The 21,231-nt window shown below is 71.0% G+C and carries 14 protein-coding genes; 11 read left to right on the top strand and 3 right to left on the bottom strand.

All coding sequences use genetic code 11. The annotated features are described in order from the left end of the window. The first annotated feature begins 120 nt into the window (after positions 1-120). Positions 121-1,914: a sigma 54-interacting transcriptional regulator gene (locus K8556_RS24090; protein WP_223742421.1), complete on the top strand. Its 1,794-nt coding sequence runs from the start codon at positions 121-123 to the stop codon at positions 1,912-1,914. Between the two features lie 30 nt (positions 1,915-1,944). On the opposite strand, the gene K8556_RS24095 is transcribed toward K8556_RS24090, so the two are convergent. Then, positions 1,945-3,324, bottom strand: coding sequence for a hypothetical protein (locus tag K8556_RS24095; RefSeq protein WP_223742444.1), 1,380 nt, complete (start codon positions 3,322-3,324; stop codon positions 1,945-1,947). Positions 3,325-3,764: 440 nt separating this feature from the next. Between K8556_RS24095 and K8556_RS24100 the strand changes: the two genes are divergently transcribed. After that, on the top strand, positions 3,765-4,481 hold the full coding sequence (locus tag K8556_RS24100) for a class I SAM-dependent methyltransferase (protein WP_223742422.1): 717 nt from the start codon (positions 3,765-3,767) through the stop codon (positions 4,479-4,481). Positions 4,482-4,492: 11 nt separating this feature from the next. Continuing rightward, positions 4,493-5,326, top strand: coding sequence for a ThiF family adenylyltransferase (locus tag K8556_RS24105; RefSeq protein WP_223742423.1), 834 nt, complete (start codon positions 4,493-4,495; stop codon positions 5,324-5,326). Positions 5,327-5,403: 77 nt separating this feature from the next. On the opposite strand, the gene K8556_RS24110 is transcribed toward K8556_RS24105, so the two are convergent. Together K8556_RS24110 and K8556_RS24115 are read right to left on the bottom strand one after the other, a co-directional pair. Further along, the gene (locus tag K8556_RS24110) at positions 5,404-5,856 is read right to left on the bottom strand and encodes a DofA protein (protein WP_223742424.1); all 453 of its coding nucleotides are present in this window, start codon (positions 5,854-5,856) and stop codon (positions 5,404-5,406) included. Between the two features lie 370 nt (positions 5,857-6,226). Then, a complete protein-coding gene (locus K8556_RS24115) occupies positions 6,227-8,797 on the bottom strand; it encodes an acylase (protein ID WP_223742425.1) in 2,571 nt (856 codons plus the stop codon). Between the two features lie 140 nt (positions 8,798-8,937). On the opposite strand from K8556_RS24115, the gene K8556_RS24120 reads away from it, so the two are divergent. From K8556_RS24120 to purH, 8 genes are all read left to right on the top strand, one after another. Continuing rightward, complete coding sequence (locus K8556_RS24120; protein ID WP_223742426.1) at positions 8,938-9,591, top strand: phosphatidylcholine/phosphatidylserine synthase; 654 nt, start codon at positions 8,938-8,940, stop codon at positions 9,589-9,591. 206 nt (positions 9,592-9,797) lie between these two features. Continuing rightward, positions 9,798-12,752 (top strand): choice-of-anchor D domain-containing protein, encoded by a 2,955-nt coding sequence (locus K8556_RS24125; protein ID WP_223742427.1) that lies wholly within the window; start codon positions 9,798-9,800, stop codon positions 12,750-12,752. Positions 12,753-12,957: 205 nt separating this feature from the next. Next, positions 12,958-13,266: a hypothetical protein gene (locus K8556_RS24130; RefSeq protein WP_223742428.1), complete on the top strand. Its 309-nt coding sequence runs from the start codon at positions 12,958-12,960 to the stop codon at positions 13,264-13,266. Between the two features lie 102 nt (positions 13,267-13,368). Further along, positions 13,369-16,176: a protein kinase gene (locus K8556_RS24135; protein ID WP_223742429.1), complete on the top strand. Its 2,808-nt coding sequence runs from the start codon at positions 13,369-13,371 to the stop codon at positions 16,174-16,176. A 20-nt stretch (positions 16,177-16,196) separates the two neighbouring features. Then, the gene (locus tag K8556_RS24140; RefSeq protein WP_223742430.1) at positions 16,197-18,347 is read left to right on the top strand and encodes a serine/threonine-protein kinase; all 2,151 of its coding nucleotides are present in this window, start codon (positions 16,197-16,199) and stop codon (positions 18,345-18,347) included. A gap of 157 nt (positions 18,348-18,504) precedes the next feature. Beyond that, positions 18,505-19,029 (top strand): MerR family transcriptional regulator, encoded by a 525-nt coding sequence (locus K8556_RS24145; RefSeq protein ID WP_223742431.1) that lies wholly within the window; start codon positions 18,505-18,507, stop codon positions 19,027-19,029. 57 nt (positions 19,030-19,086) lie between these two features. Next, a complete protein-coding gene (locus K8556_RS24150; protein ID WP_014397952.1) occupies positions 19,087-19,578 on the top strand; it encodes a sigma factor-like helix-turn-helix DNA-binding protein in 492 nt (163 codons plus the stop codon). 107 nt (positions 19,579-19,685) lie between these two features. Further along, complete coding sequence (gene purH, locus K8556_RS24155) at positions 19,686-21,230, top strand: bifunctional phosphoribosylaminoimidazolecarboxamide formyltransferase/IMP cyclohydrolase (RefSeq protein ID WP_223742432.1); 1,545 nt, start codon at positions 19,686-19,688, stop codon at positions 21,228-21,230. The last annotated feature ends 1 nt before the right edge of the window (position 21,231 follow it).

Consider the following 21,231-nt stretch of genomic DNA (forward strand, 5'->3'; position numbering starts at 1 on the left):
CCCCTTTGCCGCCGACTTGCGATGCCGGGAGAATCAGGCAGAAACCCCCGCTGAAATGTCCGTGTTTTTCCAGGAAGCCCGCCGCGCGGCGGCCATGAGGCCGGTCGAGTGACGCACCCCATGTCGCGCTCCGCGTCCGAGCAGGTGCCCCGGAGCGAGCGCAAGCCCCTGTACGTGAAGGTGGTGACGCAGCCGGCGTTGCACGGCTGCTGGTCCGTCAACATCAGCGAGACGGGCATCGGGCTCATCGCCACGCCGCGCCGGCCTTCGGAGGGCCCGCACGAGAACGAGCCGGTGGAGATGGCCTTCTCGCTGCCGGACACGGGCGCCCACGTGCGGGTGCACGGCACGGTGCGCTGGCGCCACGACACGGCGGGGGGCGGGGGCACCGTCGCGGCGCTGGGCATCAGCTTCGGCGCCTTCGACGCGGCGGACGGCGTGAAGCTGGCGCGCTACCTGGCCACGTCCCACCTGCAGGTGGTGGCCGCCTTCGCCTCGGAGGACGAGTCACGCGCGGTGCGCCAGGCCCTGGACGGCGTGGCCACGCCGCACTTCGCCGCCACGTCGGAGGACGTGCAGGCGCTGCTCACGCGCGGGGACATGGCGGTGCTGCTGGTGTGCGGCCAGGACGAGTCGCGGGCGCTCGCGCTGGTGGAGTCCCTGGCGGCGATGCGCGCGGAGGTGGACCCCACGGGGGCGGGGCCGCCCAGCGACCTGGCCTCGCGCATCGTCTACTGCGCCCCGGCGGCCCCGGAGCGGCTGGTGGCGCTCTTCAACACCGGCCGCATCTACCGGGCGCTGGGGGCGTGGCCGGACCCGGACTCCATGCGCGAGGCGGTGCTCCAGGCGGGGCGCGAGCACGGCTTCCGCACGGAGCAGTGGCGCATGGCGCTGGAACTGGAGCGCAACCTGCTGCGCGAGCGCGCGCTGGCCCAGACGCCGGTGGTGGGCGTGGGGCGCCACGGGGAGGACGTGGGCTTTCGCAGCCCGCCCATGCAGCGGGTGATGGAGATGGTGCGCCTGGTGGCCCCCCACCGGGTGGCGGTGCTCCTGCAGGGCGAGACGGGCACCGGCAAGGAGGTGCTGGCGCGCATCCTCCACCGGCTCTCCGGCCGGGGGGACCTGCCGCTCGTCGTCCAGGACTGCGGCGCGCTCACGGAGACGCTGCTGGAGAGCGAGCTGTTCGGCCACGTGAAGGGGGCCTTCACCGGCGCGGTGTCGGACCACCCGGGCCTCTTCGTGCTCGCCAACGGCGGCACCATCTTCCTGGACGAAATTGAGAACACCACGCCCAACCTCCAGGCGAAGCTGCTGCGCGTGCTGGAGACGGGCGACATCCGCCCGGTGGGCGGCACCCAGGTGCGCCACGTGGACGTGCGCGTGGTGGCCGCGAGCAACCGGGACCTGGGCGAGGAGGTGCGCGCCGGCCGCTTCCGCGCGGACCTCTTCTACCGGCTCAACAGCTTCACCATCGACATCCCGCCCCTGCGCGAGCGCCCGGAGGACATCCCGGAGCTGGCGCGCACCTTCGTGGAGCAGTTCAACCGCACCCTCAAGCGCTCCGCCACGGGCGTGGCCCCGGACGCGGACGAGGTGCTGCACGGCTACGGCTGGCCGGGCAACGTGCGCGAGTTGCGCAACGTGGTGGAGCGGGCGGTGCTCCTGTCCCGGCCCGGGGAGATGCTCACCCGGCGCCTGCTGCCGCCCGCGCTCCTCAACAACACGCTGCCCCGGGCGGACCCCACCGGGGACGGCTCGCTCCGGGCCCGGCTCCAGCAGGTGGAGCGCGACCTCATCCGCGAGGCCCTGGAGCGCCACGGCGGCGTCCTGCGCCGCGCCGCCGTGGCCCTGGGCATGGACCCCGTGACGCTGGGCCGCCGGGCCCGGCGCCACGGGCTGTGGAAGGCGGAGTAGCCCCCGCCCCCCATGTCCCGGGGCGCGCCGTCAGTGCGCCCGCATCCACTGGAGGATGGGCTGCCACACGCGCACGCGCGCGTCCCGGGCGAGGAACAGGTCCGCGTGGCCGAAGTCCAGCGCGCGCTCGCCCTCGGCGCGGCTGCGCACGATGTGGTGGGTGACGTCCGTGCTGCCCAGCAGGCGCGTGGAGTACTCCCCGTAGCGGCCCACGCCGCCCGCCGCGCCCACGTACAGCACCGGCACCTTCACGTCCTTCAGGTGGTCGTCATAGGGCACGTCCAGGCCGCACAACTGCTTCTCCGTCTCCACCACCTCGTTGAGGCTCTGGTAGGGCACCGCCAGTTGGAGGTAGTCGAACAGGGTGGGCTCCGCCGTGAAGGCCGTCGTGTCCGGGAGGCCGGCGGTGTCCGGCACGCTGCCCGCCAGGTGGTAGCCCGGGGTGATGGGCTGGAGCGGCGCCAGCAGCGCCCCGGTCCGCCCCGCGGCGATGACGGCGAACTTCCGGTTGGTGGGCCTGACCGGCCCCGCGAAGCCCGCCGGGGCCAGCGGAGAGGGCTCGTCGGGAGCCCGGTCCGCCAGCTCCCCGATGGTCTTCACCGGCATGCCCGGCGCGGGCCCCAGGAGGCCCCCCTCCGTGCGGCCCTCGTCGCGGGCGGCCTGGAGCGCCTCGTACCGCTGGCACGCCCACTGGCGCTGCTCGGCCGCGTCCGGCCCGTAGCGAATCACCATGTCCATGGGCACGAAGCCGTCCACCCGGCGCAGGGCGCGCGGACGCTGCGACTCCCCGTCCAGGTACGCGTACCCGATGGTCGCGCCCCGGCTCCAGCCCAGCAGGAACATCCGGTCGTCCTTGCCGCCGTTGCCGGACAGCCGCCGCACCACGTCCGCCAGCGCCAGGCCCGTGCCCACGTCCTTCACGTGCGTCTGCAGGGTCCAGCCCTCCATGAACTGGAAGTCCGTCTCCGACTCGGGCACGCCCACCCAGCGCAGGTCCAGGCCCCACACGTCCACGTCCTGGCTCGCCAGGAACGCCGCCAGGGAGCGGTTCTCCGGCATCGTCGTCACGCAACTGCTGGTGAGGAACGCGGGCATGAAGCCCCACAGGTCCCCGTGCACCATGAACACCGCCCGGCTGCTGCGCGCCGGGACCCACGGGTGCGCCTCTCGCACCACGCGGTGCACGGTGATGGCGTCGTACCTCCCCCCGCCCACCCGCACCTTCCAGGTGTAGTGCGCCAGCCCACCGCCCAGCGACTCGCGCTTCGTGGGGGAGGCCACCAGGCCCGCCGCCACCAGCGATCGCTTCCATTCTTCCGCCTGGATCGCTGCCTCGTGCGCGTCCCCCGGATTCGCGCGCAGCGCCACGAACAACACCAGCATCACCCACAGGCTCCACGTCCTACGCATACCGACCTCGACTCGCATGAGGGTCCCCCACGCAGACAAGCGCCAGGCTCTGACACCCGGCGCCTCCTGATGCAGGCCTTCCCAGAGCACCTTCCGCGCCAGGGCCCAAGTCATTGATTTCATTGGTGTTGCCCCGCGGGGCAAGCTTCACCGGTGAAGACCGCCGGACGCCTGTCCCGGCATCCCCCGAGTGAAGAAACGCAGGACGGCGAGTCCTTCAAACTTGAGACATGCGCACCACGGATGGCGCGGACGCCCGGGGACTGAACGGACGCCCCCTCCGGCCCCCCAGGGTGTGTTTGTTCATTCAATCCAACACATACATCTGAAACAGGCAAGTCCTGGATGGTTGGGGAAGACGGCGGGGCAATCGCTTGGGGGTGGTGGGACGGGAGACAACAGCGGGTCTCACCCTGACTCCCCTCGGAGGGGGAGGACCCATGCCCGAGACCGTCTTCGTCGACAACATCTGGAACGACTTCGCGCACAGCTACGATCAGATGATCCCCGAGCTGCCGTGCTACCAGCGGCAGCGCGAGAAGATCCTCCGCGACACCCGGGAGCGCGCCTACGTCATCGACGCGGGGTGTGGCACGGGGCTCGTGAGCGAGCCCCTGGTGCGCCGGGGGCAGCGCGTGGTCGGCTTCGACAACAACCAGGCCATGCTGGCGCTGGCGGTGCGCCGCCGCGCGAAGGAGCCGGAGGCGGTGCGCGCCCGCTGGACGCTGTTGCCCGGGGACGTGACGCAGTTCCCGCTGGAGGTGGAGGGCGCCGCGGACGCGGTGGTGATGAACAACGTCCTCTTCTACGTGAGGGACCCGGAGGCCGTGCTGCGCGAGGCCTGGACGCACCTGAAGCCCGGCGGCGTCCTGTGCATGACGAGCAACAAGCGGCCCCGGCCCGACCTGGAGCTGGTGCTGAAGAACTCCATCCGGGAGTGGGAGGCCCAGGGGCGGTGGACGGAGAGCCTCCAGCGCGCGGTGAACCACCACCGCACCTGCGCCCAGAAGCTCACCACGGACCCCAACGAGATGGTCACCTTCCTGGACACGGACCAGGCGGTGAAGCTCCTGGAGAAGGTGGGCTTCAGCGAGGCGCTGGTGGCCGACGGCGACGACTACTACGGCGAGAACTTCTACGTCTGCATGCGCAAGTAGGGAGGCCTTCCATGACGAACGTGAACCCCCGTTTCCAGCGCAACCTGGGCGTCCTCCACCCGCAGACCATGGACAAGCTCGCCAGCACCCACGTGCTCGTCGCCGGCGTGGGCGGCGCCGGAGGCCAGTGCGCGGTGGACCTGGCGCGCCTGGGCTTCGGCTGCCTGACGCTCGCGGACTTCGACGTCTACGAGCGCCACAACATCAACCGGCAGATCGGCTGCTTCGAGAGCACCCTGGGCCAGCACAAGGTGGACGTGGTGGAGCGCATGTGCCGGGACATCCACCCGGACCTGCGCGTGCAGAAGGTGAAGGAGGGCATCACCGACGACAACGTGGCGGACGTGCTCAAGGGCCTGGGCGGCCTGCCCCCGGTGGACTACGTGGTGGAGGTCATCGACATCGCGGGGGCCCGCGCCAAGGAGTCGCTCCACCAGACGTGCCGGCGGATGGGCACCCCCATCATGACCGGGCTGATGCTGGGCTTCGGCGCCGCGCTCCACGTCTTCCAGCCGGACGCGCCGCTCTACGAGGAGCTCTTCATCCTCCCGGACGGCCGCATCGACCTGCCGAAGATCATCCCGCACCTGGGCAGCTACATGCTCCAGGAGTACATGGATGCCTGCTACCAGGGAAAGGGCCACGCGCCCACGTGCGTGATTGGCGCCACCACCGCCGCGGGGCTGATGGTGAGTGAAATCATGCGAGGGGTGATGCTGGGGGCTCGCGCGATGGTGTCCTGGCCCGAGTACCTCTACGTGGACCTCTTCGACCACCGCTACGTGCGCGGCTCCGTCGGCGCCGCCCGTCCGGCCCATCCGGTGGGGCAGGGCGCGAGGGGCTGAAGGCCGCCCGCCGGGCAGGCTTCTCTCGCTTCCGGGGCCGGGGGCCCTCGAAAAGGGCCCCCGAATCCCCCCGGGGACTACATCACCACGCCGCGCGACCGCGCTTCGTTCACCACCTGCGAGCCGTCCACCCCCAGCCGCCGGGCGATGAAGCCCGCCGCGCCGTCCGCGTTCTTGTGCACGCGGATGAACTGATCGTCATACGTCCGCGTGACGATGAGCATCCCCGACACGATGACGCGCTGGAGGTTGTGCTGCAGCTCGTTGCCTTCGATGATGACGTGGATCTCGGAGAACAGCGACCGCGCGTCCGACAGCATGTTGGACAGGTGCCGCCGCTGCTCGCTGTTGGGGACCGCGGACTTCGCTCCCGCGATCGTCACCAGCACCAGCGGCTGCTGCTGGTGCTGCTGGTAGGCGGCCTGCATCTTCTGGAACACGGCCTGAATCTCTTCCGGCGTCGGTGGAGCGTCCCAGCGCAGGAAGAACACCTTGTCGATGACGTCTGTCTTGTAGACCGGAAGTGCCATGGCGTTCGCGACTCCTTCGTGTCGGGCCCAGCGGCCGTCCCGGTCGGTACCCGTCCGGGCTTTCTCCCTGGGCCTGGGGGACATCCTGCGCTTCAGCCACGGTCAAGAAACTAGCCCTGGAGGCTGACATTGCCGGGACGACACATCCTCGCAATCCTGACGGCGTCACGAACTGTGTGATTGCCTCGGAGGCCCCCTGGGGTGTCCGCTAACGGATGTTGAACCCAGACGCCAGGGCCGCCCACCCTGTCTGTCTATTCCGTTCCATGTGACAAGTTTCAACGGCGACTCCCCATGAAAACAAGAAGGCCCCGGGAGCGCGGTGGCTCCCGGGGCCTTCAAGAGGCTTCAGGCCGTCAGACGGGAGCGGCTACCCGCCGGAGACGGTGGTCTCCACCAGGTTCGCGTCGCCGTTGATCTGCGCGTCCGTGAACAGGATGGGGCGCCACTGCTTCTGGGAGTACAGCACCGTCTGGTCCGCGTAGTTCGGGGACTTGGGGTCGCCGGACTGGCTGTAGGTCAGCACGGCGTTGGCGTTGGGGCCCGCGTCGGTGAACTGGAGCGCCATGATGAAGGAGCTGCCGTTGTTGATGGGGTAGCCCTCCTTGGCCAGCAGGGTGGCGCTGTTGTACGTGGCGGAGTGGGGCTGGGCGAAGTCGAACACCGTGGTGCGGGCGGCGCCGAAGGACATCACGTTGGTGACGCCCTCGCGGTGCATGCCGCCGTGCAGCGGGATGGGGCTGCCGGAGCGGGTGGTGAACTGCACCTGGCCCAGCGTCTTGTCCAGCGCGTTGCCGGAGCGGTTGATGGTGAAGACGGCCTGCGCCAGCTTCACCAGCACCGGGTCGTCACCCGTGGCGGGCGCGGGCGTCAGGGTGTTGGGCGTGGCGATGGGGTTGGCCGGGTCGAAGGGCACGTTGAACAGCGGCCCCTTGTTGACCAACTGCGCGCCGGTGTACGCGCCCAGGAACTCGCGGAAGATGAACGCGCCCTTCTGGTCCAGGTCGTAGCGGCCGTTCCAGCCGGCCAGCAGCGCGCAGGCCTGGCTGATGTCCACGGCGGTGCCGTTGTAGGTCGCCGTCGTCTTGCCCGTGCAGCGCTCCACGACGGCCGCGCGCAGCAGCTCCTCCATGGAGCTGCGGTTGCTGAACACCGCCGTCTTCAGCTCGTCGAAGCTGAACTTGCCGTCCGCGCCGGAGGCGCCGGTGGCGGAGACCTCCGTGAGGACCTTGGCGTTCATGCGCGTGCGCGGCGACTGGGGGACGCTCTCGAAGCCGTGCAGCGGGGAGAAGCCGGTGAGCGGCGCGGCCGGGTTGGCCAGCCAGTAGCTGTCGTTCGCGTTGAAGACGAAGTCCTTGCGGTCCAACTGCGGCACCTTCGCGAAGGGCACCAGGCCGGGGCTGCGCGAGCCCGGCTCCACCTGCCACTCATTGGCCGGATCGCTGCCGTTGAGCACCACGAAGCCCAGGGCCTGGAAGATGCCGTAGGTGACGTTGAGGGCGGGCGTGTTCGCCTCGGTGGCCCACTTCGTGTACGCGTCCTTCGTGAGGTTGGGCGTGGGCGTGGCGTCCGTGTACCAGGCGTTGCCGTCCTTGTCGGCGAACATGGTGTTCACCCAGGGCAGGCCCTGCTCGGTGGCGTAGACGCTCTTGAACTCGGTGAGCGTCTTGGCCTTGTTCATGCCGTGGAACTGGTCCAGGAACTTGGTGTTGTCGATGTTCGCGTCACGCAGCGTGAGCGCCGTCTGGCTGTTCCAGCCCAGCGCGCCCGGGGGGAAGCCCGCCGGGGCGGCCGAGTCCGGGAAGGCGATCATCGGGCCGTAGTGGCTGAACCACACGGTCTGCGAGTAGTTCGTCAGCGAGCCCTCCGCCAGCTTCACCAGGATGGTGAAGGTCTTGGAGGTCATCTGGCGCTCTTCGTTGCCGTACTTGTAGACGGTCGGCTTCCCCGGCACGAGCTGCAACTGGTAGATGGTCGCGCGCTGGCCGGCGGAGAACGTGTGCGTCCAGGCCAGGTTGTCATTGAAGCCGATGAGCACCGCCGGCACGCCCATCAGGCCCACGCCGTAGACGTTCATCTGGCCCGGCACGGTGAGCTGGCTCTCCCACAGGCGCAGCTCGCCCTCCCAGGGGAAGTGCGGGTTGGCCATCACCATGCCCTTGCCGTTGTCGGTGCGCTCACCGCCAAGGGCCCAGCCGTTGCTGCCGAAGTCCGCCAGCTTCAGCCGCTGCAGCTCCTGCAGCGACGGCGCCTGCGGGCGCAGCGCGGCCTGCTTCGGGTCCACCGTCTGCGCGCTCACGGCGGGGGGCGTGGCGGACGGGATGGTGAGCGCCAGCGCGTTGATGCCCGCAAGCAGCGTCAGGTCCGTGTTGTACGCCAGCAGGTCCACCGGGGTGATGGGCTTGACCCAGGCCGCGTTGGCGCACTCGGCGGGGCGCGCGTCCGCGGGCACGTCCTCCAGGTACTTGTTGTAGCCGGCCGCGTAGCCGGTGACCATGTCCTGCATCTCCTGGGACAGGGTGGGGAAGGCCGCCTCCGCGCGCCCCATCAGGTCCATGGCCAGGTACGCCAGGTCGCTGCCCACGAACTTGTTGCCCGCGCCCTGGCCCAGGTAGCGCGCGCGCTCGCCGCGCACCTTGAGGATCTGGTCCGCCAGCGTACAGACGTGGTCCTGCGCGAAGGCATAGCCCTGGCCGAAGCCCAGGCTGCCGTAGTTGTCCGCGGTGATGTGCGGGATGCCGTAGGAGGTGCGCTTGATCTTCGCCGTGTACTTCGGCGTGGTCGGCGTCGGAGTCGGGTCGACCGGCTCCTTTTCGTCGTCACAGCCGGTGCTGAACGCGGCGAGCGCCAGGGAAGCGATGAGGGAGAAAGAAAGACGGCGGGTCCGGACAGAACGGAACCCTCCGCGAGGAGGAAGAGTATCGGGGGTGTGCTCGGGCATGGCGGCCCGGAGACTAGGAAGGTGGAGATTCGCCGGTCAATGTTTCTGGGATTTGACTTTTCCCCGGAGATGAAACGCGCGGATGCATTGCGTCGTGGGTTTGGGAAAGCCGGAAAGACGGTGTGTGTTACACGGGGGCCATGACGTCCGAGCCCTCGTCGCCGCCCGCGGCCCGCCGCCCGCGCCGCCACTTCTCCATGATTCGCACCTTCGTGCTGGCGGACTTCGTCACGCTCGGCAACGGCTTCTCCGGCGCCGGGGCCATCCTGGCGGCCATGCAGTCGCTGGCCACGGGCAACCCCCGCTGGCTGTGGGTGGCGTTCTGCCTGATGCCGGTGGCGCTGGTGATGGACGTGGCGGACGGGCGCATCGCGCGGTGGCGCTTCCGCAAGTCGCCGCTGGGCGCGGACCTGGACTCGCTGGCGGACGTCATCTCCTTTGGCATGGCGCCCGCGGCGCTGGCGTTCGCGGTGGGGCTGCGCGGCAACCTGGACGTGGCGGCGCTGCTCTACTTCGTCGCGTGCGGCATCAGCCGCCTGGCGCGCTTCAACGTCACGTCCGCGGAGCTGTCCGACGGCACCGGCAAGGTGAAGTACTTCGAGGGCACCCCCATCCCCACCAGCCTGCTGCTGGTGATGGTGCTGGCGGCGGCCACCTGGCAGGGCCGCATTGGCGACGCGCTGTGGGGCGGGGTGTGGAACCTGGGACCGCTCCAGTTGCACCCGCTGGCGCTGCTCTACGTGGCCAGCGGCAGCGCGATGATCAGCAAGACGTTGCGGATTCCGAAATTCTGAAGTCTTCCGCCGGGGTGGGCATGGGGGTGCCATCCAGTGGACGTTCTGGAGGGCAGTTCCCCTGTTTTTCCCACGGTGAGGCGGTTGGCAGTCCCGGGGTGGGTGCCTAGCTTCGCCACCTGATCCGCGAGGACCCCACCCGGACGGTGGGGTCGCTGGCGCGGCTTCAAGGCTTTTGGGCGAGGCGGGAGGGACGGGTGGGTGCCATGACGGGGCGCTGGGGCCTGCTGGGGTTGGTGGTGGTGGGACTGCTGTCGGGCTGCGCGGACCGGGAGCGTTCATCGCTCGCGGACGGCCGGCTGACGGCGACGCCGGGCGGCGTCGACTTCGCGCGGGTGGCGGTCTTCGACGCTCGCGAGTCCACGGTGACGCTGCGCAACGTGGGCCGCGCGCGCATCACGGTGGACGAGGCCTGGGTGGAGGGGCCGGAGGGCGCCTACAAGGCGGAGTTCACCCACGAGGGGCCCCACAGCCTGGTGCCGGGCAGCGAGTGCACGCTGAAGGTGCGCTTCGCGCCGCTGGCGCAGGGCGGCCTGCCCGCGGTGCTGGTGGTGCGCTCGGACACGCGCATCGAGCCGCTGATGCGCATCCCGCTCAACGGCGCCGGCGTGGACGCGTGGGCGCGGGTGACGCCGCGCGCGCTGGACTTCGGCCGCATCGAGGCGGACTCCACCAAGACGCTGGGCGTGACGCTGGACAACCCCACCGAGCTGCCGGTGATGGTGACGCCCAAGCTGGTGGGCGCGGACAAGGACGAGTTCGTCGCGGCGCCGGTGACGGTGAACCCGGGCGAGCGCGTGGAGCTGCCCCTCACCTTCAACCCGGTGCGGGTGGGCAGGAAGCAGATCGCCCTGGCCATCTCGCCCTGCCACGGGTGCGCGGACGTGCCGGTGACGGTGACGGCGGAGTCGCTGGAGCGCGCGGTGGTGGCGGAGCCGGAGGTGGTGGACTTCGGCGCGGTGCCGGTGGACCGCGACGCCATCAAGGCCTCCAGCCTGCGCAACATCAGCACGGAGCCGGTGACGGTGACGTCGCTGATGCTGGACGGCACGGACGCGTCCTTCAGCCAGAACAACACGGGCCTGCCGCTGGTGCTCCAGCCGGGCGAGGTGCGCGCCTTTGAAATCCGCTACAGCCCCGGCCACATGGGCCCGGCCACGGACCGCGCCGTCTACACCGTGGTGAGCAAGCGCCACCCCACGCTGCCCGTGCCGCTGCGCGGCTTCGGCGGCGCGTCCGAGCTGTGCGTGTCGCCGATGATGCACGACTTCGGCGAGCAGCCGCTGGGCTCCAAGGTGCGCGTGGTGGTGAACGTGAAGAACTGCGGCACGGACAACGCGGGGCCGCTGACCATCAACACGCTGGACTGGACGCCGGACGCGACGGGCGCCCAGCTCCAGTTCAACCACAAGCCGGTGACGCTGCCGTTCACCCTGCCGGCCAACGGCGAGCTGAACCTGGAGGTCTTCTACGAGCCCATGCGCGAGGGCAGCGCGTCCGGCGCGCTGGTGATGACCACGAGCGCGTTCTCCGCGGCCACCGTGCAACTGGACTTCTTCGGCAACGCGAAGGCGCACGCGCCGTGTGATTTGACCGTCACCCCGGAGCTGGTGGACTTCGGCACCCTCCCGCCGGGCCGCGGCGCGGTGCTGGGTGTGAAGCTGGAGAACAAGGGCGCGGACCTGTGCCCGGTGAAGAACATCCGCATCGCGAATGACGGCGGCGGCGTGTTCAAGATGCCGGGCGGCGAGCTCTTCGGCGGCATCATCTACCCGGGGGACTGGTTCAGCTTCCAGGTGGCCTTCCAGGCGCCCTTCACCGGCGGCAGCTTCGCGGGGGAGCTGCAGGTGGAGCAGTACAACCCGGTGACGCCGGTGCGGCAGGTGCCGCTGCTGGCGAACTCGCAGGAGACGTGCCTGGTGGCGTCGCCCTGGTACCTGGACTTCGGCCTGGGCCGCAAGGACTGCCGCCCGGCGCCGCGCGAGGTGAACTACCTCAACGCGTGCACCACGCCCGTCACCATCTCCAACGTCTTCATCGGGCCGGGCACGACGGACGCGGAGTTCGAGCTGTTGGACCACCCGGCGCCGCCCGCGTTCCAGCTCCAGCCGGGCGAGTCCTTCACGGTGGGCGTGGACTACCTGGCGCAGGTGACGGGCATGAACCTGTCGCCGCTCTACGTGGACTCCAGCGACCTGCCCATCCCGCTGATGGTGCCGCTCATCGGTGAGTCGTCGAAGAAGACGGACAAGACGGACACCTTCGTGCAGCAGGACGTGAGCAAGGTGGACGTGCTCTTCGTCGTGGACAACACGGCGTCCATGGTGGAGGAGCACCCGAAGCTCGTGTCCGCCATCCCCTCGTTCGTGGACGCCGCGCGCAACAAGGCGGTGGACGTGAACATGGCGGTGACGACGACGGGCATCTCCGCGGTGTCCGGCGCGTGCCCGGGCGGCGCGCTGGGTGGCGAGGCCGGCCGCTTCTTCCCGGCGGACAACAGCCGCCAGCGCATCCTCACGCTGGGCACGCCCGACGTGACGCAGGTGCTCCAGCAGAACGTGCAGGTGGGCCAGTGCGCCCAGGTGGAGCAGGGCTTCGAGGCGATGCGCCGCGCGCTCACGTCCCCCCTGGTGAACAACGTGGATGATCCGCGCACGGCGCTGCCCAACGACGGCAACGCGGGCTTCCTGCGCGACTCCGCGGCGCTGGTGGTGGTGTTCGTGGGCGACGAGGACGACCACTCGCCGGACGCGGTCTCCACGTACGTGCAGTGGGCGCAGCAGCGCAAGGGAGAGAACCAGCCGCAGCGGGCCACGTTCTTCGCCATCGCGCCCACCAAGACGTCGTGCGCCACGGCGGGCGGCACCGGCACCCGGTACGCGGACGCGGCGGCGCAGACGGGCGGCGAGGTGCTCAACGTCTGCGCGGCGGACTACGCGCCGCTGCTGCGCCAGGTGGCCAACAAGGCGTTCAGCGCGCAGGACCGCTTCCCGCTGAGCGAGGAGCCCGACGCGGGCACGGTGGTGGTGAGCGTCAACGGCACTCCCACCACCAGCGGCTGGACCTACGACGCCGCGTCCAACAGCGTGGTGTTCAGCGCGGTGCCGCCGCCGGGCTCCAAGGTGGCCATCACCTACCGCCGCGCCTGCGCCAACGACTGAACGGTGGGCGACCCGTGGTTGTGGACCCCGTGACGGGCCGGTCATCCGGCCTCGAACGGGGGTGTCAGACCCCGGTGCTACAGCACTGCATCTGCCTGTGCGGATGACCAGAAAATTGGAGGCGCTCCCTCGGTGTGTACCCTGCGGAGCGTCTGCACGCTGTTGCCCTGGAGGCGCTGTGAGTACCTGGACCCCTGATGAGCCCTTGAAGTCCCCTCCGCGCGCCGGTGCGCCGGGGCTGCGGGTCATCCGTGGCGGGGGGCAGCGCAAGCAGGAGGCGCTCGCGGACCGCAACGCGGTGGCGCGGGTGCTGATGGAGGCGGGGGCGGACCTGCTCCTCAAGCGCATCAGCCCGGTGAGGGCGCAGGAGATCGAGCGCAAGGTGGACCGGGTGCTGGACCTGTTCGACCGGGTGGACGTGGCGCCGGTGCTGATGCCGGTGCTCAAGCGGCACCTGGACGAACTGGAGGCCCTGATGCGGGAGACCCGCGAGGTCCGGGCCGCCCGGCGCTAGGGCGCACGCCCGGTGGAGCCGGGAAAAAGCCCAGGGGGATTCGATGTTTGATTCCCCTGGCCCGGCCGCTTACGCTTGGGGTTCGCCTCCTCGCGTCCGGCCGTGTCCATCGAAACCTACGGCAGCTACCAGCTCCTGAAGCGCCTCGCCACGGGCGGCATGGCGCAGATCTACCTCGCGCGCCGGCCGGGTTCGGATGCTCCGGACAAGCTGCTGGTGTTGAAGCGGATCCTCCCGCACCTGTCGGAGAACGACGAGTTCGTCCGGATGTTCCTGGACGAGGCGCGGATCGCGGCCCGGCTCGCGCACCCCAACGTGGTGCAGATCTACGACCTGGGGGCGGAGGGGGACACCTTCTTCATCGCCATGGAGTACATCCATGGCGTGGACGCGCGCCGGCTCTGGAAGCGCGCGGAGACGGCGGGGCGTCCGCTGCCGGTGCCGCTGGTGTGCCGCATCCTCCTGGAGGCGTGCGCGGGGCTGGACTACGCGCACAAGAAGACGGACGCGGCGGGGCGACCGCTGGGCATCGTTCACCGGGACGTGTCCCCGCAGAACATCCTGGTGACGTTCGACGGCGGCGTGAAGGTGGTGGACTTCGGCATCGCGAAGGCGGCGGATCAGGCCACCGTGACGCGCTCCGGGGTGCTCAAGGGCAAGTACTCGTACATGTCGCCGGAGCAGGCCTCCGGGCAGCGCGTGGACCGGCGCTCGGACGTGTTCGCGCTGGGCGTGGTGCTGCATGAGCTCCTGACCGGGGGGCGCCTCTTCAAGCGCCACAGCGACATGCTGACCCTGTCGGCGGTGGCGGAGTGCAACGTGCCGGCGCCTTCGCAGGTGGCGCCCCGGGTGCCGGCGGAGCTGGACGCCATCGTGCTCAAGGCGCTCGCGAAGGAGCCGGACGCGCGCTACCAGCACGCGCAGGAGCTGCAGCGGGCGCTGGAGGGGTGGCTCGCGTCGCAGCCGCAGCCGTGCGGCACGCCCGCGGACCTGGCCGGGTTCATGCGGGAGCTGTACGCGGACCGGCTGACGGAGGAGGCGCGCTCCGGCGAGGTGCAGGTGACGGACGAGGAGGCGGGGGTGGCTCCGCCGTCCGCGCCGAAACGTTCGGTGCTGCGGCCCGCGACGGCGCCCGCGCGCACGGAGAACGAGCCCACCACCACGCTGCGCCCGAACCGGCCGAGCCGACCCAGCGGGAAGGTGGAGGCGCGCCGTGAGGACCCGGAGGCGGACGGGGCGCGCTCGGAGGTCCGGGGTCCGGACACGCGTCCGGAGGGGCGCAACGCGGAGGCGCGGGTGGAGGCCCGGAACGCGGAGGCGCGCGGGGTCGACGCCCGGCCGGAGCCCCGCTCGGAGGTCCGCGGCGCCGACCCGAGGGGGGTGGAGCCCCGCTCGGAGGTCCGCAACGCCGACCCGCGAGTGGATGCCCGCGCCGTCGATGCGCGGCCGGAGCCTCGCTCGGAGGTCCGCAACGCCGAGCCGCGCGCCGAGGCGCCCCGGGGCATGACGGGCTCGCGGCGGGCGCTGGAGTCACCGCCCTCTCGGAGCATCCGGCCGGTGCGCCTGGAGGAGCCCTCCCTCCCGACGGTGACTCAGGACGAGGACGGTCCCACGCTCGCCATGGTGGACACGCAGCGGAAGCTGTCCGGCGGGTTCCAGGTGGAGGAGGACGGCCCCACGCTCGCGATGGTGGACACGCAGGGGAAGCTCTCCGGCGGGTTCCAGGTGGAGGAGGACGGCCCCACGCTCGCGATGGTGGACACGCAGGGGAAGCTGTCCGGCAGGTTCCAGGTGGAGGAGGACGGTCCCACGCTGGATCATCGCTCCCTGACGGCGACGCTGACCCAGGATGACGAGGACGACTCGACCCTGGACATGCGCGCCGTCTCCCGCGCCGACCTGGACGAGGGCCCCACGCAGGACCTGCGCGCCGTGCCGCGCTCCGAGATTCCCGTTCCCCGCACGGGCACTCCGGCGCCGTCCGGCGAACACCGCGGCCACCGGCTGCCCGCGCCCCACGCGACCATCGAGGAGATGACCGCGTCCACCGCGCCGCGCTCCGCGTCCCGCGCGCCCATGCCCAACGCGTGGGCGCCGCCGGCCCGCACCGGCACGCTCACCGAGCAGTCCGCCGTGGAGTCACCGAAGCGCCGGGGGCTCCTGTACGGCGCCATCGTGCTGGTCGCGATCCTGGTGGGCGTGGGCCTCGTGTGGAGCCTGGGCCCGGGCGCCAGCGGCGTGCACGTGTCGTCCGACCCCGCCGGCGCGCGCGTCGTGTTCGAGGACCGGGTGCTCCCGGAGCGCACGCCGCTGACGCTGCCGGCGGTGAAGCCCGGCCGCTACTGGGTCGTGCTGATCAAGGAAGGCTACCGCGAGCTGCGCACGCAGATCGTCATCCCTCCGTCCGGCCGGCTGGACGTGGGGCCGCTGAAGCTCATGCCGATGGCGTCGCCCGGAAAGCCCGGCACGGAGCCGCCCGCGCCCGCGCCCGCGCCTCCGGCTCCAACGACCCCGGAGCCCGGCGTGGGACCTTCCGGCGTGGCCGGTCCCCGTGAACAGGACGCCGTGGTCCCCGAAGTGAAGCAGGCCCAGGAGTCCCCTGGCGCCCAGGCTCCCGCGCCCGTGGCGAAGGCCGCCGTCACCCCGGTGGCCACGGTGTTGCCCGCGGCCGAGGTGCGTGACGCCGCGCGCGCGCTGGAGCGGGCCGCGCCGGTGAGCTTCGTGGTGACGCCCTGGGCGGAGGTGTCGTGCAACGGCCGCAAGCTGGGGGAGACCCCGTTCCAGCCGGTGGAGCTGCGGGTGGGCACCTATGACTGCAAGTTCACCAACCCCGAACTGAAGCGCACCGTCAGCCGCCGCATCGAGGTGCGTCCCATCGACCTCAACGTGGTGACGGTCAAGTTCGAGTAGGTGTGGCCTTGGACCCTTCCGTGACGCTCGAGGCAGGCACCCACGTCGGCAAGTACGTCGTGCGCCGCAAGCTCGCCGAAGGGGGCATGGCGGAGATCTTCCTGTGCACCGCGCGCGGGCCGGAGGGCTTCGAGAAGGAGGTCGTCATCAAGCGCGTGCGGTCGTTCCTCGCGAGCGACCCGGACTTCGTGCAGATGTTCATCGCGGAGGCGCGGCTGGCCTCGCGGCTCAACCACGCCAACGTGGTGCAGATCTTCGACTTCGACAAGCACGAGGACACCTACTACCTGGCGATGGAGTACGTGCGCGGCTGCTCGCTGTGGGAGCTGCGCAAGCGGAGCAAGGAGGCGATGACGCCGATGCCGCCCGTGCTGGTGGCGCACATCGGCGCGGAGGTCGCGCGCGGCCTGCACTACGCCCACCGCCTGCGGGTGAACGGCGAGCTCTTGAACCTGGTGCACCGGGACGTCACGCCGCACAACGTGCTCGTGTCCTACGACGGCGCGGTGAAGCTGACCGACTTCGGCATCGCGAAGGCGGGCAACAAGCTGACCAACCCCGGCGTGCTCAAGGGCAAGTTCGCGTACATGTCGCCCGAGCAGGCCCGGGGCGAGAGCGTGGACGTGCGCACGGACGTCTTCGCGTTGGGCGTCGTGCTGTGGGAGCTGCTCACGGGAGGGCGGCTGTTCCAGGGGGACTCGGAGATCGCCGTCCTGCGCGCGGTGCAGGAAAGCACCATCGTGCCGCCCGCGCGCCTCAACCCGGACGTGCCGCCGGACCTGGACGCCGCCATCTGCCGCGCGCTGGAGCGCGACCTGTCCAAGCGCTTCCAGACGGCGGGGGAGCTGGAGCGCGCGCTGGCGCAGTGCGTGCTGAACCACGCCCGCTCCGTGGATGACACCGACGTGGGCGCGTTCGTGCGGCCGCTGTTCCCCATCGCGGCCAGCAACCAGGCGCTGCCCGCGCTCCCGGAGCGCACGGCGCTGGAGGATGGAGCGCTGCCCGCCGCCGGAGCGCCGCCCCGCGAACCCACGGCGGTGATGCCGTCGCGCGAGCACGCCTCGGGGGCGAAGCGGAGCGTCTCGCCGGACGAGGACCGCCACGGGACGACGCTGGTGCTGTCGAGAGACGACGAGGCGCGGAGCGGCCGTCCTCCGCAGCCCACGCCGCAGATGCCGTTGCAGTCCATGGGAAGGGAAGCGCCGCTGGCCCGGCGCAGCGAGTCCCGCGAGGTCCCCGCCGCCAGGGCCGGGTCCCCGAGCGACGAGGACTCCATGGCCTGGACCGGCTCCGCCGATGAGGACACCGGTGCGCCCGCGGACCGTCCCGAGGATGGAGGCTCGCGGTCATTCGCCTCCGAGCGCCGAGCCGGTTCCTCCGGCAGGCCTGACACTGCCTCCGAGCGCCGAGCCGGTTCCGCCGGCAGGCCTGACACTGCCTCCGAGCGCCGAGCCGGTTCCGCCGGCAAGCCTGACACCGCCTCCGCGCACCGGGGCGCGTTCGCCGCCGACGAACTCTCCGGCTCCGACGACCGCGAGCTCGACACGGTCTCCGCCACCGAGCCGGGTCCTCCCGTCCCTCCGGGCCGCAAGCGCGCCCTGTGGGCCGGAGCCGCCGCGCTGGGGCTCGCGGGCCTCGTGGGCGTCATCGCCGTGGCCCGCTCGAACACCGGTGCGCCGGACGCGGGGCAGGGGAGCCCTCCCGCCCAGGCCACGGCCCCGGCCGCGACGCCTCCGCCCACGACGGCCCCCGCCGCGAACCCGCCTCCGGCCACCGCCACGGTGCCTGCGGCCGAACCCGCCCGCGCGCCTTCCTCGGACGCCGTCGACGCGGAGTTGGAAGGGCAGCGGCGCGAAGCCGCCCTGGCTCAGCCCCCGGGCACCGAGCCGGCTGCCCCCGCCGCGACGCCCACGGCCGACCCCGCCACGGCGCCGCCCGCCGCGGACACGGCGAAGGCCATGGGCACGCTCCAGGTGAAGGCCACCCCCTACGCCACCGTCTTCTTGGGCACGAAGCGGCTCGGGGACGTGCAGGGCCGCGCGACCTACAAGGTGCCGGCCGGCACGTACTCCGTCACCTTCCAGCATCCAACCAGCAAGAAGACGTTCACCGTCGTCGTCCCCGCCGACGGCACCGTGATGCAGGAGTTCCGCGCGCCTCGCGGCCGCTGAGCGGAAAGCCTCCCTCCCGTCCCTCCATCCCCTGAAGCCCCCGGCCGCCGGCGCGCAGCGTCGGCCGGACGACGTCCGTCCGCGCGCCTGCTCGTCCTCCTTGACGAATGACGCGCGAATCTGGCACCTATGGCGTCCATTCAGTAGCCTCTATTCAATGGAATCAATGGACCTGCTCGCGCCCGATGAACTCGAGCGCATCGAGCGCGAGAACGCGGGAGGCCTGCCCGCGAACGCGATCCTGGAAATCTTCCGGCCCCGGGGTGTGAGGCTCTCGGAGGCGACGTTCCGGAAGTACGTCCAGGCCGGTCTGCTCCCCCGCAGCCGCCGTGTGGGCCGCAAGGGGAAGCACCAGGGCAGCCTGGGCCTCTACCCGGTGGAAGCGGTGCGGCGCATCAACGTCATCAAGAAGATGATGGCCGAAGGACACACCCTGGAGGACATCCGCCGCTCCTTCGTGTTCCACCGCAACCACATCGACCAGCTCCAGAGGGACCTGTCGGAGGTGCTGGACGGGTTCCAGGAGGAGCTGGGAGGACGGGCCCTGGGAGGAGAACGCAGGAGGTCACTCGAAGCCCAGTTGGCAACGCTCAGGCAACGGGCGCAGGATCTGGTCCGCGATGTCGCCCGGTTGGGCAGCGCCGTCACGGCGCGTGAAGACGAAACGCTCCGGCCACAATAGGATGCCCCCCAGGGTCCTGTTGAACCGGATAGACTCCACGCATCTGGAGGACGACACATGTCGGAAGTGAAGCAGCTGCAGGAGGGCGAGGGGGGGAATGAGGAGGAGCAGCCCGCGGAACGCCGGCGCTCCAAGACGATGTCGCGCAAGGAGATGGCGCGCGACCTGCGCCGGCGCAGGCTCGCCGGTCAGTTGGACCCGGAGGAGGCGGAGACGCTCAAGCTCGTGGACGAGCAGCGGCCGCGCACCCGCGCGGACTGCATCAACGGCCCGCGCCCGTGCCTCTTCGTGTCCTGCAAGCACAACCTCTACCTGGACGTGAACCCGGAGACGGGCTCCATCAAGCTCAACTTCCCGGACAAGGAAATCACGGAGCTGGAGCACACCTGCGCCCTGGACGTGGCGGAGAAGGGCGGCATCACCCTGGAGGAGGTGGGGGAGATCATGAACCTCACCCGCGAGCGCATCCGCCAGGTGGAGACGCGCGGCCTGATGAAGCTGCGCGAGGCCACGGAGGCAGAGCCTCCCGTGTCCGCTCGCAAGCCCTGAGGGCAGGGCACTGTTCCGCTTCCGGGCCTGGGGTGACGTGTTGCGTTGACACCCCAGGGGGTGGTTGCTAGGACCCGCGCCACCCCCACCCATTGCGAGGCGCACACGTGCTGGCTCTCCTGAGCGTTTCCGACAAGCGCGGTCTGGTCCCCTTTGCCCAGGGCCTGGTGCGGCTGGGCTACCGGCTGCTCTCCACGGGCGGCACCCTGGAGGCCCTGAAGGCCGCGGGCATCCCCGCCACCCAGGTGTCCGAGCACACGCAGAGCCCCGAAATCCTCGGCGGCCGCGTGAAGACGCTCCACCCCCGCATCCACGGCGGCATCCTCGGCCGGCCCGACCTTGAGAGTGACAAGGCGGAGATGGCGGCCAACAAAATCGAGCCCATCTCGCTGGTGGTGGTGAACCTCTACCCGTTCCGCCAGACGGTGGCGTCCGGCGCGGGCGAGGACGATGTCATCGAGAACATCGACATCGGCGGGCCGGCGATGGTCCGCGCGTCCGCGAAGAACTTCAAGCACGTGGCCATCGTGGTGGACCCGGACGACTACGCGCCGGTGCTCGCGGAGATCGAGGGCCAGAAGGGCGTGGGCCTGGAGACGCGGCGCCGGCTGATGCGCAAGGCGTTCGCGCACACGGCGGCCTACGACGCGTCCATCTCCGGGTGGCTGTCCGGCGAGGCCCGGGAGCCCTTCCCGGAGGAGCTGTCGCTCGCGTTCCGCAAGGTGCAGGGGCTGCGCTACGGGGAGAACCCGCACCAGCGCGGCGCCTTCTACCAGGAGTACGCCGCGCCGAAGGAGCCGTCCGTCGCCTTCGCGAAGGTGCTCCAGGGCAAGGAGCTCTCGTACAACAACATCCTGGACCTGGACGCGGCCCTGGGGCTCGTCCTGGAGTTCCCGGAGAAGCCCTGCGCGGTGGTCATCAAGCACAACACCCCGTGCGGCGTGGCGGTGGATGACGTGCTGGAGAAGGCCTACCGCACCGCCCGCGCGGTGGACGAGGTGAGCGCCTTCGGCGGCATCGTCGCCTTCAACCGCGAGGTGGACGAGGCAACGGCGAGGGCCATGGCGGAGACGTTCCTGGAGGCGGTCATCGCGCCGTCGTACTCGGCGGTGGCGCTCCAGGTGCTGGCGGGGAAGAAGAACCTGCGCCTCCTGGAGGCGGGCCCCGCGCTGGCGTCCCCCTCGGCGGCGCCCCGGGCCCAGGTGGACGCGCGCAGCGTGTCCGGGGGCATGTTGCTGATGGACCGGGACGCGGTGGAGCCGCCCCTGGAGTGGAAGGTGGTGTCCAAGCGCGCCCCCACGCCGGAGGAGGAGCGGGCCCTGCGCTTCGCCTGGAAGGTGTGCAAGCACGTGAAGAGCAACGCCATCGTCTTCGCGGCGCCGGCGCAGCTCCTGGCCCAGGGCGGCGGGCAGACGAACCGGGTGGACTCCGTGCGCATCGCGATGACGCGGGGTGGCGAGGCCCTCAAGGGCAGCGCCGTGGCCTCGGATGCCTTCTTCCCCTTCCGGGACGGGCTGGACGAGGCGGCCCGGGCGGGGGCGACGGCGGTCATCCAGCCGGGCGGGTCCGTCCGGGACGCGGAGGTGATCGCCGCCGCGGATGAACATGGGATGGCCATGGTGGTGACGGGAGTGCGACACTTCCGCCACTAAC

Origin of the sequence: Corallococcus sp. AS-1-12, assembly GCF_020036995.1 — a bacterium.
Classification (GTDB): Bacteria; Myxococcota; Myxococcia; order Myxococcales; family Myxococcaceae; genus Corallococcus.

What these genes read in the sequence shown, in the direction of transcription:
- K8556_RS24090 (WP_223742421.1), top strand. Translation starts at nt 121, where the DNA reads ATGTCGCGCTCCGCGTCCGAGCAGGTGCCCCGGAGCGAGCGCAAGCCC.
- K8556_RS24095 (WP_223742444.1), bottom strand. Translation starts at nt 3,324, where the DNA reads ATGCGTAGGACGTGGAGCCTGTGGGTGATGCTGGTGTTGTTCGTGGCG.
- K8556_RS24100 (WP_223742422.1), top strand. Translation starts at nt 3,765, where the DNA reads ATGCCCGAGACCGTCTTCGTCGACAACATCTGGAACGACTTCGCGCAC.
- K8556_RS24105 (WP_223742423.1), top strand. Translation starts at nt 4,493, where the DNA reads ATGACGAACGTGAACCCCCGTTTCCAGCGCAACCTGGGCGTCCTCCAC.
- K8556_RS24110 (WP_223742424.1), bottom strand. Translation starts at nt 5,856, where the DNA reads ATGGCACTTCCGGTCTACAAGACAGACGTCATCGACAAGGTGTTCTTC.
- K8556_RS24115 (WP_223742425.1), bottom strand. Translation starts at nt 8,797, where the DNA reads ATGCCCGAGCACACCCCCGATACTCTTCCTCCTCGCGGAGGGTTCCGT.
- K8556_RS24120 (WP_223742426.1), top strand. Translation starts at nt 8,938, where the DNA reads ATGACGTCCGAGCCCTCGTCGCCGCCCGCGGCCCGCCGCCCGCGCCGC.
- K8556_RS24125 (WP_223742427.1), top strand. Translation starts at nt 9,798, where the DNA reads ATGACGGGGCGCTGGGGCCTGCTGGGGTTGGTGGTGGTGGGACTGCTG.
- K8556_RS24145 (WP_223742431.1), top strand. Translation starts at nt 18,505, where the DNA reads ATGGAATCAATGGACCTGCTCGCGCCCGATGAACTCGAGCGCATCGAG.
- K8556_RS24150 (WP_014397952.1), top strand. Translation starts at nt 19,087, where the DNA reads ATGTCGGAAGTGAAGCAGCTGCAGGAGGGCGAGGGGGGGAATGAGGAG.